Raw genomic sequence first — 13,448 nt, 5'->3', positions numbered from 1 at the left:
ACGCACTGTAGCCCGTACGTCGCCACCTGCCGTGACCGCCCTCACATGGAGAGTCCGCGACACCCTCGACACCCTCGACACCCGGCTGACCACCGGCACGGCCTAGCCCCAGCGCTGGTAGTCGCCGTGGTTGCAGCCCTGGGTGTAGACGCGTCCATCGGCGTTGCTGTCCAGGCACTCGCCGGTGGCGGCGTTTCGGAAGGTCATTCCGGCGCCGTCGCTGGACGTGGTCCAGAGCTGCGCGGCCCCGCCGTCGCAGCCGATGGCGTACACCGTGCCCTGGTACCTGGTTCCGTCCGGCGCGGGATTCGCCCTGCTGCCCACGCAGTTGTTGGTCTGGGCATTCCTGAGCCGCACCCCGTCGTTCCCGGCCGCGTACACCCAGTGCTGGTAGTTGCCCTGGTTGCAACCCAGCGTGTAGACCTGCCCCTGTGCATTGCTGTCGAGGCAGCTATGGGTCGCGACGTCGGTAAAGGTCCTGCCGAGAACGCCCTGCGCGGGCGCCGCGACGGCGGGCGGCGCCGCGACGGCGGGACCAGCCGGGCGTTGCGGGGGTGGGGCCGTCGGATGCGCCACGCGCACGGCGGACGCCGGTGCCGGTGCCGGTTGCGGTGCGGACCCCGGTGCCAGTCCGGACCCCGGTTCCGGTGCCAGTCCGGACCCCGGTTCCGGTGTCGATGCGGAGGCCGGCATCGATGTCGGTGCCGGTGACCCGGCGCCGTCGGCGCGAGCGGAAGCACCGGGACTCGGGCCGGCCGTGGCGGCGGGCTGCCCCGCCCTCGCCTGCTGGTCCCTGGTCCCTGCCTGGATCAGGAGCCGCCTGGATGGGTCGGACGACGAGCCGGTCGTCGACACGAGGGCCGCCGCCGTGGCCACGATCACGACGACGATGCCGAGAGCGACGACGAGGAGTCGACGTCGGCCCCGCCCACCCGGCTCGGCGGAGGAATGTCCAGGTCGGTCGGGGTCGGGGCCGATCGCAACGGCGGCGTCCGGCGGGACGGCGTCCAGCAGCGAGGCGTCGGACGGCACGGCGTCCGGCGGCACGGCAATCGGCGGCAGAGTGGCCGGCGGCAGGCTACCCGGCGTCAGAGTGGCCAGCGGCGGGGTGGCCAGTGGCGGGCTCGCGGGCAACCCGTGCAGGTCCGGCAGGAGAGCCCGTAACTGATCGGCCCCGGTCCGCTCGGCCGGGTCCTTGGCGAGCATGGCGGCGAGGACGGACCACAGTTCGTCGCTGAGGTTCGGCGGGCGGCCGGGCAGGAGATCGACGTGCGCCCGCAGGAGCGCCAGCGGCGCTCGCCCGCTGAACGGCGTGACCCCGCACAGCAGCTCGTAGAGCATGAGCCCGGCGGCATAGATGTCCGCGGGCGGACCGGCGACGCCCTCCTCGATCATCTCGGGTGCCATGTAGAGCGGAGTACCGAGCAGGCCCGGCCCGATGGTCAGCCGCGTCGACGCGTCCGTCAGCCCGGCGATCCCGAAGTCGGAGATCTTCGGGCGATACCCGCCGTCATGCCGGTCGAGCAGCACGTTCTCGGGTTTGAGGTCGCGATGAATGATGCCGAGCTCGTGCGCGGCATCGAGCCCTGTCAGAATGTCGACAATCGTCGCCACGGCCTCCGAGGGTGGGACCGTTCGGCGCCGTATCAGTTCACGACGCAGGTCGGAACCCTCGATGAAGTCCATGACGATGGCCAGGTCACCGCGCTCGGCGACGAGATCACGGACCCGCACGACAAAGGGCGAGTCGACCCGGAGGAGCACCGAGCGTTCCCGCATGAACCGGGCGACGATCTGCGGGTCCACCATGAGTTCCGGCAGCAGGAGTTTGAAGGCGAGCGGCGCGCCGTCCTCGTCGCGGCCACGCCACACCTCGCCCATCGCACCCCGACCGATCACCGTCTCCAGGATGTAGGAACTTCCCAGCCTTCTCGCCAACGCCCGCCGCCCTCCCTGCGTTCAGCATGCCAGCGGCGCGATTCTCGCAGACATACCGGGCATATGACGCACGCAGGTCTGATCGAACGTTAACCAGCGGAAATGCCAATTTACTCACGGCCGAGAAGGTCAGGCGCCCGATCAGGCGCCGATGTAGGCCGCGAGGTGCTCGCCGGTGCGGGTGGAGCGGGCGGCGACGAGGTCGGCGGGGGTGCCCTCGAAGACGATCCGGCCGCCGTCGTGGCCGGCGCCGGGGCCGAGGTCGATGATCCAGTCGGCGTGCGCCATGACCGCCTGGTGGTGCTCGACGACGATGACCGACCTGCCGGCGTCGACGAGCCGGTCGAGCAGGCCGAGCAGGTGCTCGACATCGGCCAGGTGCAGGCCGGCGGTCGGCTCGTCGAGGACGTAGACGCCGCCCTTGGCAGCCAGGTGGGTGGCCAGCCGCAGCCGCTGCCGCTCGCCGCCGGACAGCGTGGTCAGCGGCTGGCCGAGGCTGAGGTAGCCGAGCCCGACGTCGGCGAGCCGGCCGAGGATGGTGTGCGCGGCCGGCGTGCGCGCCTCGCCGGCGCCGAAGAACTCCGCGGCCTCGGTCACCGACATCGCGAGCACCTCGCTGATGTCCCGGCCGCCGAGATGGTGGTCCAGCACCGAGGCCTCGAACCGTCGGCCCTCACACTCCTCGCAGGTCGTCGCGACGCCGGCCATCATCGCCAGGTCGGTGTAGATGACACCGGCGCCGTTACAGGTCGGGCAGGCGCCCTCGGAGTTGGCGCTGAACAGCGCCGGCTTCACCCCGTTGGCCTTCGCGAACGCCTTGCGGATCGGGTCGAGCAGTCCGGTGTAGGTCGCCGGGTTGCTCCGGCGCGAGCCGCGGATCGCGGTCTGGTCGATCGACACCAGCGCCCCGCCGGCCGGTTCGACGGCCTTCTCGCCGAACAGGGCCGGCAGGGACCCGTGCACGAGCGAGCTCTTGCCGGAGCCGGCGACGCCGGTGACGACGACCAGCACCCCGAGGGGGATGTCGACGTCGACGTCGCGCAGGTTGTTCGCCGTCGCGCCGCGGATCGCCAGCCGCCCGGTGGGCGTGCGCACCGTCTCCTTGAGGGCGGCCCGGTCGTCGAGATGGCGGCCGGTGAGGGTGCCGCTGGCCCGCAGCCCGGCGACGGTTCCCTCGAAGCAGACGGTGCCGCCCGCCGTGCCGGCGCCGGGGCCGAGGTCGACGACGTGGTCGGCGATCGCGATCGTCTCCGGCTTGTGCTCGACGACGAGCACCGTGTTGCCCTTGTCCCGCAACCGCAGCAGCAGGTCGTTCATCCGCGCGATGTCGTGGGGGTGCAGGCCGATGGTGGGCTCGTCGAAGACGTAGGTGACGTCGGTGAGCGAGGAACCGAGGTGGCGGATCATCTTGACGCGCTGCGCCTCGCCACCCGACAGCGTGCCCGACGGCCGGTCGAGCGCGAGGTAGCCGAGCCCGATCTCCACGAACGAGTCGAGGGTGTGGTGCAGCGCCGCGAGCAGCGGTGCCACCGACGGCTCGGCCCGCTCGCGCACCCAGTCGGCGAGGTCGCTGATCTGCATCGCGCAGGCGTCGGCGATGCTGATCCCGGCGATCTTCGACGATCGGGCCGCCTCGCTGAGCCGGCTGCCGCCGCAGTCGGGACAGGTCGTGAAGACCACCGCCCGCTCCACGAACGCGCGGATGTGCGGCTGCAGCGCGTCGACGTCCTTGGCCAGGAACGACTTCTGGATCTTCGGGATCAGCCCCTCGTACGTCAGGTTGACGTTGTCGACCCTGATCCTGGTCGGCTCCTTGTACAGCAGGTCGTGCAGCTCCCGCTTGGTGAACCTGCGGATCGGCCTGTCCGGGTCGAAGAAGCCGCAGCCGCCGAAGATGCGCCCGTACCAGCCGTCGACGCTGTAGCCGGGGACGAGGAGCGCACCCTCGTTGATCGACCTGCTCTCGTCGTACAACTGGGTCAGGTCGAAGTCGCTGACCGCGCCCCGGCCCTCGCAGCGCGGACACATCCCGCCGGTGCGGGTGTAGGTCGTCTTCACCGCCCTGGAAGCGCCGCGTTCGACCGTGATCGCACCGCTGGCCCGGACCGACGGCACGTTGAAGGAGTACGCGCCCGGCGGGCCGGCGTGGGGCTGGCCGAGCCGGCTGAACAGGATGCGCAGCAGCACGCCCGCATCGGTGACGGTGCCGACCGTGGACCGGGCGTCGCCGCCCATCCGCTGCTGGTCGACGATGATCGCGGTCGTCAGGCCGTCGAGCAGGTCGACGTCGGGACGCGCCAGCGTCGGCATGAAGCCCTGCACGAAGGCGCTGTACGTCTCGTTGATCATCCGCTGCGACTCCGCGGCGATCGTGGCGAACACCAGCGAGCTCTTGCCCGAGCCCGAGACGCCGGTGAACACCGTCAGCCGGCGCTTCGGGATCTCGATGCTGACGTCGGCGAGGTTGTTCTCCCGAGCGCCCTGCACGCGGATCAGATCGTGGCTGTCGGCGACGTGCGGCGCAGGCAAGTCCGTGCCCGCCCCGGCGACCCTGCTCATCCACGTCTCCATCCGTCAGCCCGACCAACCCCGTGCAGTACACCGCCCTCGCCACGCTCCGGCAACCAGGCGGGATTCTCGGCGGCGACGATCCTGGTCGCCTGGGCGTCGATCAGGTTGTGGTGCAGGAAGTCACGGAAGAAGTTCTTCGTCTCCTGGACGATTTTCAGCCCGGCGAACTCCGTGGGATGCAGCGTCTTCGCCGCCCGCTGGATCTGGAGGGCCGCCTCGATGCCGTACCGGTCCCAGTGCCAGCCGCCGGTCGGACTGATGTAGGCGTGGTGGTCGCGGACCGCCGGCTGGTTCCAGCCCGCATCCCTGCTCAGGGCCCGGGGACCTGCACCGCGAAGACCTGTTCGTGGTCAGCCGGCGTCCACATCCAGCCGGCGCCCATGCGTGTACCCAGCATTTCCGCCGCGTTCACCCGGTACGGCTCGTCGGAATTGGTCATCCCCCAACGTTTCGCGATCGTCTGCGCAGTATCGCGCGCGGCGGTGATGGCCGCCGGCTCGTCCGCGTAAACTCCGATGATTCTCAGCGCCGGGTCTTCTATCATGCCGCACTCGATGCAGCCGACCTTGCAGACGAGCCAGTTGAGCTTGCTGCTCACAGGAATGCCCTTTCGGATTATCCGCGGACGCCTGTCACGGCCGGACTTCTCGACCGCCGGGCCTTGGCGCTGTCCCCCGCGCGCCGATCCTAGCAAGCATTCCGACAACTACCTTTGGGCTTGGCGATGCTTTTCCACTCCGGTGGCGGGCCCTATGGGGCTCCCCGCGAGGTGGGCGGATAGTCTTCGTGGCCGGGACGGGAGGAGGCAGGCGGGGATGGGCGTGCGGGTACCCGTGATCGCGCTTACCGGATACCTGGGCGCGGGCAAGACGACGGTACTCAACCACCTGCTCCAGGCGCCCGGGGCGCGCCTCGGGGTCGTGGTCAACGACTTCGGCGCGATCAACGTCGATGCCGCGCTGGTCACCGGCCAGGTGGACGAGCCGGCCTCGATCGCGGGCGGCTGCCTGTGCTGCCTGCCGGACACCGACGGCCTGGACCAGGCGCTGGCGAAGCTGACCCATCCGCGGTTGCGGCTGGACGCGGTGATCGTGGAGGCCAGCGGCGTGGCCGACCCGCCGCATCTCGCCAGGCTCATCCGGTTCAGCACCGTGGACCGCGTGCGCCCCGGCGGTCTCGTCGACGTGGTCGACGCCGCCGCCTACTTCGACACCGTCGACACCGTCGACACGGGCGGCCTGCCGCCGGCCCGGTTCGCGTCGGCCTCCCTCGTCCTGATCAACAAGACCGACCGGGTTGCGCCGGCCCACCGCGCCGAGACGGTGGCGCGGATCGCCGACCGGATCCGCGCGAGCAATCCCCACGCCCACGTCGTCGACACCACCCATGGTCGCGTCGACCCGGCTCTCGTGTTCGACGCCGCCAGCCCGCACGACCCGGTCGACGAACTCCCGCTCGCGGCCCTGGCCCGGCACGACCACGACGGCGACCATGACGGCGAGCCGCACCCGCGCGTCCGCGCGGTGACCGTCGGTGCCACCGGCCCGGTCGATCCCGGCCGGCTGGTCGACCTGCTCGAGGACCTGCCCGCGGACATCTACCGGCTCAAGGGCACCGTGACCGTGGACACCGGGCGGAGCCTGCGCGGCCACGTCGTCAACGTCGTCGGACGCCAGATCCACGTCGCGGCCAGGCCCGTGACGGACGGGCCCAGCGGACTCGTCGCGATCGGGATGCATCTCGACGAGTCCTCCGTCCGCACCAGGCTCGAGGCCGCCCTGCAGCCCCAGACCGGCCGGCCCGCGCCGGACGGGGCACGCCGCCTCGCCCGCTACCGGCGCCTGAGCACCTGATCCGTCTCGGGGCGGTGCTGTACGCCCGCGCCGGCCGACGCACTGCCAGGGAAATGCTCACCGATCACGGCGGCGGATCACGTAGAGCGAACGGCGGCCGGGCCGAGCTGGGCGAGAAACGGGCTCTGAGCGCCATGCCAGGAGATGTACAGCTCCTCCCGTGCACGGGTGCAGGCGACGAAGAGCAGGCATCGCTCTCGCTGGACGTCCTGGGCGTGTGCGATTTCGTCCTCCCCGGCTGGCGTGACCGCGCCCGGGGCGGGCACCTGACGCTCGCCGACACCAAGAACCGTCAGGCACCGGAACTCCAGCCCCTTCATCCGGTGCATAGTGCCGACCGCAACCGCCGGACCTCCAGCCCGTTCGATCGGCGCAGGCTGCTGCTCGGGCAACCGGGCCAGCAGCCGCGCGGGAACGCCAAGCCGATGCAGGGCGGGCAGTAAGGATTCGGCGAATTTGTTGGAACGCACGGCGACACCAATCTCGTCCGGTGCCACGCCGGCACGGATCCAGGCCCGCACCTGTTCGGCGGCTTCCCGGATCTCATCGTTCCAGGTTGCGAAGCCCTGTAGCCGAGGCACGGGCCCATGGAGCTCCGACCGGTAGCCGGCCACCGAATCCAGACCGCCGTCCAAGTCGTCGATCGGTTCGCCGCGAAGCATTCCCAGGCTCCAGGCGAGGATCTCCGCGGTCGTCCGATAGTTCACCGTCAGCCGCGCAGACCGGCCGACCACCTGGATGCCGAGCTCCCTCAGGCTCACTCGGTTGTGGTAAATGCGCTGGTGGGCGTCGCCGGCGAGGAAGAAGTCGTCCGCGCCTGGCTTGACCGCCGTCCGCAGGAAGCGCCATTGCACCGGGCTGAGGTCCTGCGCCTCGTCGATCACCACATGCCGGTATGGCCGATGCGGTGCCCGTTCCAGCAGACGTGCCGCCTCGACACAGATCATCTCATGAGTCCACCGGCCGGAGGCGCGCAGTTCTCGATCGAACTGCCGCCAGGCGGCCCACACCTGAGCTCGCTGGCGCGGGCCGAGCGGACGGCCCCTCCCGGCCCGACGCGCCTTTTGATACCCCGCCTCCGTGAGGATCTCCTGTGCGAGGATGACCTGCCGCCATTCCTCCGAGAGAAAGCTCTCGGAGAACGGGAGGCCGAGACCGCGAGTGGCGGTGCGCCACACCGCGCGTTCCTCAGCGTCGGTCAGGATGGTCGGCTGAGGTTGCCAGGCCCGAAAGACGTCGTAAGCAATCTTGTTCACCGTCGCGACGGTGATCCGTTCGCGTTCCAGCGGATCGTGGACCAACAGGTCGAGGTCTGCGGCCAGCGAGTCGCACATCGTCGAGGTGAAGGTGGTCAGGAGCACCCGACCGACCCCCTGTGAGGCGAGATCACGCGCGCGGTGCAGGGCCACGACGGTCTTCCCGGTCCCCGGCCCGCCGGTCACCCGTGCCGGCCCCCGAAAACGAGCCTGAGCGATACGACGCTGGGTCGGGTGCAGATATACCCGCCACAGGGCAAACGGGTGCCGGAACACCTCCAGCAGTTCCTCTGGCCCGTCCACGAGAACCACCCGATCCGCGCTGCGCTCGACCGCGGCGACCACGTCATCGGCGTCGAAGGATGCCCGGTCGGCCTCGGACGCGGCCCCGATCTCGGCCCACACCTCCTCCGGCGTCATCCCCGCCGCCAGGCCGAACAGGGCGTCCCACTGGTTCGGGGGAAGGAAGCCGCGCGCCATCTCGAGCTGCCGCACATCCGTCAGCACACGAGCGAAGGCCAGCGTCTGCTCGTCGATGCCGAGCCGGCGCAGATCCTTGTCCGCCACGTCTGCGAACAGCCGGCTGGGTGCCTGCTCGGCCCGCCTGGTCAACTCCGGGAGCGTCGCATCGATCGCGACCACGTCACGAATCTCGTTCCGGCCCGTTGCCGCATTGACCGACACGCGACGCCGCTGGGCCCAGGCGTAGGCGTCGTCATGCGGCAACACCCGCAGCAACGTGTAGGTGTCGCCGCTGTCCGGAGCAAGCACCACGCCCCGCCAGAACCTGTCGATGCGGATCGTCCGGAACCGGTCGTCACGGACGTTCCCGATCTTCTCCAGATGGAGACCGGCGTGGGTCGCCGCCTCGAACTTGGCGAACACGTCGAGCACCCGGTTCTGCACCTGTTTCTCCAGGGCCGCGAATCCGAGCAGGAACTCCTTGTCGATCCCGAGCCGCGCCACGTCACCGCCTCTCGTCCATTGCTCGAATCCCACTGCCCGGGCGCCCCCGCCGACCGCATGCCGCCCCCTCGTCGGCCCTGCGCGGACCACCAGGATCAGCGGGCCGGCGGGCTCAGTGGACCGCCGCCGCGGCATCCGCGCCCGCGAGCAGCTCCCGAACCACCGGCACCATCGGATGCTCCGGTCCCCAGACCCGCAGCAGGTCGACGAGCAGGGCGGAGAGGGTCTCGACCGCGGCAGCCCGGTGGCCGGCCCCGAGCTGCAACAGCCCGATCTGGCGGCGCAGTTCGAGGACGCGGGGATCGTCCGCGCCGAACGCCCGCGTCTCGTCGGGCAGCAGCGCCCCGAGCTGCTCCAGCGCCCGCGGCGTCTCACCAGTCAGGGCCCGGCAGGTCGCCTCCCGCAGGCGCGCAAGCATCAGCCGCTCGCTGTCCCGGCCATCCCGGCGGGCGAGGTCGGCAACCAGCCGCTCATACTCGCTGACGGCGCGGCGAAAGTCACCCCCCTCGAACAACAGCTCGGCGAGCTCGAGACGGAGCCCGAGCACGTCGGCGCTGTCAGCCCCCATCTCCCGTCCGGCCCGAGCCACCGCCTCCGTCAGGATCGCGGTGGCCTGACTGTATCGGGAGGCCCGGGCCAGCGAGTGGGCCTCATCCCGGGCCCGGCGAAGCTCGACCTGGTCGATCCCGCCGGCGGACTGCGACCGCCGCTGCGGCACAGCCACCGCGTCCGACCGTGCCGGTTCCACGACGCCAGGCCCCGGTAGGTCAGAGCCAGGCACGGGTGAGGTCGGCGCGGTGGTAATCGGCGCGGACAGAGCCGGCGCGGGAGGATGCACGTAGGCGGTGATCCGGTTGTACATCCGGACCGGGTTATTCGCGGCGGGGTCGACGATTCCGGGAAGCGGAACCAGGTCCGTCATCCAGCCGACCAGCGCCTCATACACCGACTCCGCGCCGGAGGGCCGTTCCTCCGGTGCTTTGCGCAGCAGGTCGGCGACCAGCGCATCGAGACCTGGGGGAACGTCGGCGCGCAGAGCGCTGGCCCGGGTCGGGACTTCCTCGACCTGCTGATGCATGACCGAGTAGGACGACGACCCGGCGAAGAGCCGCCGGCCGGTCAGCATCTCGAACAGGGTCGCGCCCAGCGCGTACAGGTCGGTGGCCGGCGCGCTGAGCCCGGCGAGCACCTGCTCCGGGGCCATGTAGGCGGGACTGCCGAGATGCTGTCCGGTCAGAGTGATCTTCGACAGGTCGGTGCGGTCAAGTGCGACCGCGAGGCCGAAGTCGAGCACCTTGACCGTGCCGTCTGGCTCCAGCATCAGGTTCGCCGGCTTGAGATCGCGGTGGACAAGGGACGCCCGGTGCGCGACTGCCAGCACCGCGGCGGCCTGGGCCGCGATCGCCGCCGCCCACCCGATCGGCAACGCTCCCTGCTCGGCAACGAGATCGGCGACGCTGATCCCATGTACCCGCTGCATGACCAGATAGGGCCGCCCCTCGTGGGTGCCCGCGTCGTAGACGGCGGGAACCCCCGGATGCACCAGCCGGGCGGTTATTCGCGATTCACGGATGAAACGACGAACGAGCTCCTCGTCGGGCCGGCCATCGGGAAAACGGACGAACTTCACTGCGATCTCCCGGTCGAGCTTCACGTCCCGGCCGACCCAGACCTCGCCCATTCCTCCTTTAGCCAGCGGCAGAGCCTCCAGCTCGTACCGCCGATCGATCATCCAACGTCCGGCCATCGCGCCCCCGATCAGCCTTTCCCATCAGACGGCTTGAGATTACACTCCACCGAAATCTCCAGCGAGCAGGAGCCGGCATTACCGAGAATCGGGGTCGCCCCGGACCCGCAGCCGGCCGTCGGCTACACCGAGGTAGCCGACCCGAATGATCTCCTCGCCCAGCTCGGCAGCCTCGCGCACCGATTTCTCCAGCCGCTGGAGTCGACGGAAGTCCGCCCCCAGCTCCCTCTGGGCGGCCAGCGCCAGCGCGGAGATGCGGACCCGACGCAGGTCAGGACGCGACAACATCCCGCCCGACCGACTACCGAGTCCCTCCTCATCGCCGACGCCCAGCCCCCCAGCCGCTCGATAGCCCGCGGCCCGCAGGCTGCCAGCCAGGAAATGCGGATCGAGGCGCTCGGGATCGACACGCAGGAGCGCCACCTTCGGCCCGAGCACGGCACCCACCTCATCTATCACCTCGGCCGCGATCCTCCCCGCCGCCATCGCGCAGACCACGTCTCCGGATCGGAGCATCAGCATTCCGGGGAGTAGACCGGTCCGACCGGACGCTCCCCGGCCACGCCGCACGTCGGCGGCAGTGAGCAATGGCAGGTCGCCAGCGTCAGTTCTGGTCTGCAGCGGGGCTGTCAGTACCGTCAGAACCCCGCTCTTCGCCAGTTGGCCCACCGTGACCCAGGCCGGTTGCGCTGCGCCGGCCGTCTCGAACGCCGCCGCGGGCTCCGCTGTGGAGCCGGACGTTTTGGCCGGCGATGATATGCCCGGCGGCGGAATACTCGGCGTCAGCGCGGACAGCGACGACAGCGCGGCCAGGAATTCCTCGCGCACTGCCGGGAACTCGCGCTCGATAACGCTGTCCGGGTACACCAGGACGTGGCTCCGCGGATTCAGGTCGACCTCACCGTCGAGCAGGTCGGTGATCGGCATCCGCCGGAATCCGGCCGGCAGAACCGCTCCGCCTGGTTCAGCCGCCTTGGCCGGCTCGCTCGCCGGGGCCGAGTCGGTGAACGACGACCAGGCCCTCTGGACCGTGCTCGGATCGTTGCTCGCCAGACCCATGAGCACCTGGGCGGGAGGCACGTCGTCGCCGGGCACCCGCAGCACCCACAGATCCGGCGCAGAGCCGGCACCGAACAGGTCCAGTGGCAACCCCAGCACGGCCCGCAGTGCCCCGGCCCGCAACAGGTTCGCCCTGATCCGCCGCCCAGCAGGTCGGGACGCGGCGGCGGCCGGCATGAGGACCAACACCGGCGCGCCACGCCGCCCGTGGGCCAGGCAGTGCTGGACCCAGGCCAGCTCCGGCTCGCCGCGTGGCGGCACCCCGTAGCCCCACCAGGGCGAGTCGACCAGCTCGTCGTGGGGCCAGGCCCGCTGCCCGGACGGCGGCCCGCACAGCACGACGTCGGCCTGCCCCCCGACAAAAGCATCCGCCAGCAGGGAGTCCGCCGCGACGATACGTGCGTCGGCGCCGTGCAGCAGCAGCCCCGCGCCGGTGATCCGGGCCGCCGTCGGATCGACATCCTGGCCGAGCAGCCGGCGGACGCCCGCGACCCGGGCCGCCTCCAGCAGCCCCCCGACCCCGCAGGCGGAGTCGAGGACGGTGAGCTCCCCGGCCATTCTCCCAAGGCCGGCGAGTCCGACCATCAGGTCCGCGACCGCGGGCGGGGTCTCGGCCACCTGTCGGGAGTACACCTCGCGATAGCGGACACGCAGCACCTCGAAGAGCGCAGCATGTCCGTCCCGGTCGGCAGCGGCGGCGGCGGACCGGGCGATCGGCACCCAGTCCGGCTCCCAGATCAGTGGAAAGCCGACGGGAAGGTCCGGCGCGGCGCGCTCGATCGCCGGTCCCAACAAACGAGCGGCCGCGGCGTCGGGCTCCCCGAGCAATCCGACCGCCGCGTCCCGGTCCCGCTGGTGGTGGAGCAGGAAGCCGCCGAGATGCCCGACCAGTTCACCCAGCCGGGGATCTTCGACGGTCCCGCGGATCTGCTGCCAGACCCGGTCGCCGACCTCGACGCTAAACGGGCGGTCATGCCGATCGAACCAGTCCTCCACCGCCGTCAGCGCGAACAGCGGGCTGGTGGAGGTGCCGCCGACCGGCTGCGGGAAATCGACAAACCGGCGCCGCCAGTTGCTGACGGCCGCGCGGCCCACGCCGGCGAGGCGGGCGATGTCGGACGCGGTGACCGTGGCCGAGACGTCGCTACCGTTCGGCATCGCTCAGCTTCCCGCCGCCAGCTCGGGGCCGGGAAGAAGACGGGCCAACACGCCGCTCGCCTGCAACGCGGCGAGGTGCTCGGCGGCTCGGCGCGGGGGAGCCCCGCCGCGGACGAACAGACCGGCCTCGATGTTCTCCTCGACGCCCGAGGAGGTCAGGTTGGCACTCGACACCAGCAGCTCCCGCCGGTCGGCGACGGCGATCTTGGCGTGCATCCGGGCACCGAGGTGTCCACGGCGGGCGGTCGGCCAGTGCCACAGCTGCACCCCGCGCACGCTCGCGAACGCGGCCGCCGGCTCGCTGCCGGCCAGTCCGCCCCCGGCCCCCTGAAGGGTCTCGACGACGACGCTGACCGCCACCCCCCGCCCTGTCGCGGCACTCAGCGCGGTCAGCAGCGGCGGATAGGGGCGGGCCGCATAGGTCATGAGCATCAGCTCCATGGTGGCCTCGGCGACCAGGTCCATCAGCACCCGGGCGGTCGCCCGGACCGGCACCTCACGGCTGCCCGGCCCGCTCCACACCGACTCCACCCGCGTCTCCGCGGCCCGCCCCGCATAACCGGCGCTGACCCCGTGCAGGTAGGCGGCCGCCTCGGCCGGGGCGATCTCCTCGGCTCGGCGGGCACGCAGGACCGCCCGGACGGCGTCCCGGGCAGCCGGCCCGGCGATGGCGGCGATCACCGCCTCCTCCCAGCCAGGCTCTCCCACGGCTGCCCCCGGCGGCGCCGATCGCGGGCCGATCCGATCGGCGAGCTCACCCAGCCGGGCCGGACCCAGCGTGCTCACGGCGGCGGCGACCGCCGCCGCGAAGTCGCGCGCCCGGCCCGGTTCAGACGATGCCGTCAACGCCGATCACCTGCACACCCTCACCGGGAATCCCGATCATCATGGAGCTTTCGC

General features: G+C 71.2%; 8 protein-coding genes. 1 reads left to right on the top strand and 7 read right to left on the bottom strand.

The features are described 5' to 3' along the window. Window positions 1–102: 102 nt before the first annotated feature. From FRAAL_RS01230 to FRAAL_RS01220, 3 genes are all read right to left on the bottom strand, one after another. On the bottom strand, window positions 103–1,938 hold the full coding sequence (locus tag FRAAL_RS01230) for a serine/threonine-protein kinase (protein WP_011601532.1): 1,836 nt from the start codon (window positions 1,936–1,938) through the stop codon (window positions 103–105). A gap of 141 nt (window positions 1,939–2,079) precedes the next feature. Beyond that, a complete protein-coding gene (locus FRAAL_RS01225; RefSeq protein ID WP_041940046.1) occupies window positions 2,080–4,497 on the bottom strand; it encodes an ATP-binding cassette domain-containing protein in 2,418 nt (805 codons plus the stop codon). Between the two features lie 322 nt (window positions 4,498–4,819). Then, on the bottom strand, window positions 4,820–5,107 hold the full coding sequence (locus FRAAL_RS01220) for a hypothetical protein (RefSeq protein ID WP_011601530.1): 288 nt from the start codon (window positions 5,105–5,107) through the stop codon (window positions 4,820–4,822). A 217-nt stretch (window positions 5,108–5,324) separates the two neighbouring features. On the opposite strand from FRAAL_RS01220, the gene FRAAL_RS01215 reads away from it, so the two are divergent. Further along, window positions 5,325–6,362: a CobW family GTP-binding protein gene (locus tag FRAAL_RS01215; protein ID WP_041938649.1), complete on the top strand. Its 1,038-nt coding sequence runs from the start codon at window positions 5,325–5,327 to the stop codon at window positions 6,360–6,362. 77 nt (window positions 6,363–6,439) lie between these two features. Here FRAAL_RS01215 and FRAAL_RS01210 read toward each other — a convergent pair whose 3' ends face one another. The 4 genes from FRAAL_RS01210 to drmC all read right to left on the bottom strand — a co-directional run bounded on the left by FRAAL_RS01210 (window position 6,440) and on the right by drmC (window position 13,394). Further along, window positions 6,440–8,584, bottom strand: coding sequence for a UvrD-helicase domain-containing protein (locus tag FRAAL_RS01210; protein ID WP_041938648.1), 2,145 nt, complete (start codon window positions 8,582–8,584; stop codon window positions 6,440–6,442). Between the two features lie 112 nt (window positions 8,585–8,696). Beyond that, window positions 8,697–10,316 carry a serine/threonine-protein kinase gene (locus FRAAL_RS01205; protein ID WP_083866967.1) on the bottom strand — a complete coding sequence of 540 codons (1,620 nt, stop codon included), beginning with the start codon at window positions 10,314–10,316 and terminating at the stop codon, window positions 8,697–8,699. 93 nt (window positions 10,317–10,409) lie between these two features. Then, on the bottom strand, window positions 10,410–12,548 hold the full coding sequence (locus FRAAL_RS01200; protein WP_011601525.1) for an HsdM family class I SAM-dependent methyltransferase: 2,139 nt from the start codon (window positions 12,546–12,548) through the stop codon (window positions 10,410–10,412). 3 nt (window positions 12,549–12,551) lie between these two features. Next, window positions 12,552–13,394, bottom strand: coding sequence for a DISARM system phospholipase D-like protein DrmC (drmC, locus tag FRAAL_RS01195; RefSeq protein ID WP_011601524.1), 843 nt, complete (start codon window positions 13,392–13,394; stop codon window positions 12,552–12,554). Window positions 13,395–13,448 lie beyond the last annotated feature (54 nt).

This window comes from Frankia alni ACN14a, from assembly GCF_000058485.1.
In the GTDB taxonomy this organism is placed as follows: Bacteria; Actinomycetota; Actinomycetes; order Frankiales; family Frankiaceae; genus Frankia; species Frankia alni.
The sequence above is the reverse complement of the archived record's forward strand: the minus strand, read 5'-3'. Positions and strand labels throughout refer to the sequence as shown.

Excerpts from the sequence above, each read along its gene's own strand:
- FRAAL_RS01200 (WP_011601525.1), bottom strand. The coding sequence starts at position 12,548 with ATGCCGAACGGTAGCGACGTCTCGGCCACGGTCACCGCGTCCGACATC.
- FRAAL_RS01205 (WP_083866967.1), bottom strand. The coding sequence starts at position 10,316 with ATGATCGATCGGCGGTACGAGCTGGAGGCTCTGCCGCTGGCTAAAGGA.
- FRAAL_RS01215 (WP_041938649.1), top strand. The coding sequence starts at position 5,325 with ATGGGCGTGCGGGTACCCGTGATCGCGCTTACCGGATACCTGGGCGCG.
- FRAAL_RS01225 (WP_041940046.1), bottom strand. The coding sequence starts at position 4,497 with ATGAGCAGGGTCGCCGGGGCGGGCACGGACTTGCCTGCGCCGCACGTC.